A 2,835-nucleotide genomic window follows, 5' to 3' on the forward strand; every position below is an offset into this window, starting at 1 on the left:
GAAGCACGAATTCGTGATTCAATGAATGTCCGTACAGCCGATTCTAGCGCCCTGCTGTTCACCCTACCCGTACCACTCAGTTATAAGTAGCCATTTTCATGTCAGAGCGAGATGACGAACAAAGCTTCCGGGAAGCGATGAGAGATGTACTACCATTGGTTGGCAAAAAAGGCAACAAGACACACTCTGGCACGGGTCGCAAAACAAACCCGGATATTCCGGAAAGCACCCTGAGAACTCGGCGCAAAGCGGCCGAACAAGACAAGCCACCTTCAGGCGCTGCGCTCTCTGACGCCTGGGTTGAGCCTGTCAATCCTGAACAGTTTATTGAATTCTCTCGACCCGGAATCCAGAGCACAAGGCTCAGGCAGCTGCGTCAAGGGATGATCCCGATTCAATTTCAAGTGGATCTGCATGGCTATAAAATTGATGAAGCCAGGGAGCTTATCCATGAGTTTATCCGGGTTTCCCGCTACCGTGGGCTGAGCTGTGTACGCATCATCCATGGCAAGTCTCACCGCAGAAAAGAAAGACAATTGACGTTAAAGAGCCATACCAATCACTGGCTAAAACAGATACCTGATGTTCTGGCTTTTTGTTCTGCCCCGCCTTGCGAAGGTGGCACTGGCTCTGTTCTGGTTCTGCTTAAAAAAAATAAACCACCAGCCTGACCTGTCATTTCTGGTGCAGATAGTCACCAAAATAGATGTCTGGTTTATGCATTCTCAGCTTATTATTCTCCCGGGTTACATTCTCAAACTCTTTTGCCAACGGCATAAGATGATATAGATTGCAGTCATCTTCCGAAGTACTCATCAAGGTTAGCCCAACGGGCATACCATGAATGTTATCATGACCAACAGGCAGGGTAATTGCTGGTACACCAAGCAAGTTCGCCAGACTGGTCAGCTGACTCAGCTGCAATGAACCGCGCAAGTCAGCCATACCGTATTGTTTTTCGCCCCTGATAATATCTCTGCTCACTTCTGGAATCGTGGGCATCAGGATAACATCAACACCCCGATCCCTGAGCGATTTAAGGTGCTGATTGAATTGATCACGGTTTTCTCTGGCAGTGCGCTTCATCTGATCAGAAAATGATTTGGCCAGTTTCATATTCAGCCTCAGTTCCGGATCAGCCTGTCTGCGTTGATCATCCGATAACGCGGTTGAATTAAAGGTTTGTAGCTCTTCAGAGCCAAACAGAACCACATGAGACAGAGCCAGTGCCTTCGCATTACCGGGAGAATTTTCAAGATCCATAAGATGAACTTCCTGCACATTTCTGGTCTTGCCATATTTATTCTGCCAGCAGCCAATGGCCTGAAGGCATTTTTCGGCAACGGCCGGATTGGCAATGCCCATGGCATCCAGATCAATCGCCAGGCCCAGTTTCTGGTAGTCAAAACAGCGATTATCCGGACTGATACTGCTCGATTCCACGCATGTCAGTGCTAATTTGTCAACATTACCGACTATATATCCCGAACTGACCAATGATTCGGAATTCTTTGCATAAGCCCCCCCTTCCTGATCAAAAAAAGATGAACCAGATTCCAGGGATCTGCCATCCATCCCCCCCACAACACCTGTTGCTGCTGCGGGTATACGGATGGAACCACCGCCATCGCTGCCAATTGCCGCGGGCACCAGACCACTGCTGACTGCAACAGCACCACCAGAGGTAGAACCACCGGGAATTTTAGGCTGGCCATTTTTCCCCAGATACGTGTTAGCCAAAGGACCATCTTTCGGATTGATACCACTGGCCCCGGCACCCAGAGCATGCTGGGTATTGGTTAACAGCAGGCAGAATTTATCAGAGGCCTCAAGCATCTCGATAAACCTTGTGGTTCTCGTTTGCTCATTCCCGCCCCCCTTCAGGCCATGGCTTGCTACAAACCCCTCCAAGTGATATTCAGCCTTGACCGAAACGGGTATCTTATTGTGATGGAAACCCGGGGATTGCAACGGCTGCTCAAATATACCTCGCTCGGTAATACATCCCCTGGCTATCTCTGATAGTTGATCTGATTGGCGGGCTTTGTTAATGGCATCTGATATATGCTCAACATTAACGCCCTGCCATGCAGATAGCGGTTTATCCAGATGGCTCTCTAACCCCGGGGCAGGGGAAATTTCCGATAAGAATTTCAGATAGTCGTCGCTGGTTATTGTCTCTTTGTCACCAGCCACACGAGCAGTAACAACATTATTTACTCCAGCCTGATTTACACTGACCTGATTTCTGCCCTGTGCATTGAAAGAGACTTTTGGGGGCATTGAATTCGGTAATCCGGAAATGGTTCGCATGGCCCTTGGAGCAAATGGAATGCTGGATAATGGTTGGATAATAAATTTCAGCAAGGGGCCTTTGTTTATTTGGCCCGAAGGCACCAAATTATGGGCACGGCATTGCGGGTATTGCGTTATTTCACGATGGCAGAAGAAACCTGAGTCATTACTTTTTGATGATTGTAGACAGAACTCACATTCAAGGGCTGATGCCTTTGGTAATGCAATTGACGCATCCATTATAAAACCTCTATTTGTTTGCTGTTGCTGAAGAAAATATACACTCAATATCCTTCGTGTGAAGGAAGTTACATATTCCGACTAACCTGGCCAGTGAAGTCAAAAGGGTTTGGCTCTTTACTTCGGTCAGCTCGTTATCGGTTTTTTTTTGCTGAACACCACCATATCCTGAATCAGGCGCTTTGGCAGGCTCTTGTCGGTCGCCTTGCCAGGAGGCTGTCCGAGAATAGACTGCCTTGCTGCGCTTGCGATAAATTGGTCTAAAAATTCCTGCTTCTTCGTCAAATAGCCCCGCTATTC

3 protein-coding genes are annotated in these 2,835 nt (G+C 48.0%); 1 reads left to right on the top strand and 2 read right to left on the bottom strand.

From position 1 onward, the window contains the following. Window positions 1-98: 98 nt before the first annotated feature. On the top strand, window positions 99-671 hold the full coding sequence (locus KDK14_RS14620) for a Smr/MutS family endonuclease (RefSeq protein ID WP_257265908.1): 573 nt from the start codon (window positions 99-101) through the stop codon (window positions 669-671). A 4-nt stretch (window positions 672-675) separates the two neighbouring features. Here KDK14_RS14620 and KDK14_RS14625 read toward each other — a convergent pair whose 3' ends face one another. Next, window positions 676-2,535 carry an amidase gene (locus KDK14_RS14625; RefSeq protein ID WP_306671558.1) on the bottom strand — a complete coding sequence of 620 codons (1,860 nt, stop codon included), beginning with the start codon at window positions 2,533-2,535 and terminating at the stop codon, window positions 676-678. Window positions 2,536-2,545: 10 nt separating this feature from the next. Then, window positions 2,546-2,835, bottom strand: a 290-nt coding sequence (locus KDK14_RS14630; protein ID WP_257265909.1) for a hypothetical protein, incomplete at its 5' end; no start/stop codon positions are given.

Source organism: Endozoicomonas sp. ONNA2, from assembly GCF_024606365.1.
In the GTDB taxonomy this organism is placed as follows: Bacteria; Pseudomonadota; Gammaproteobacteria; order Pseudomonadales; family Endozoicomonadaceae; genus Endozoicomonas.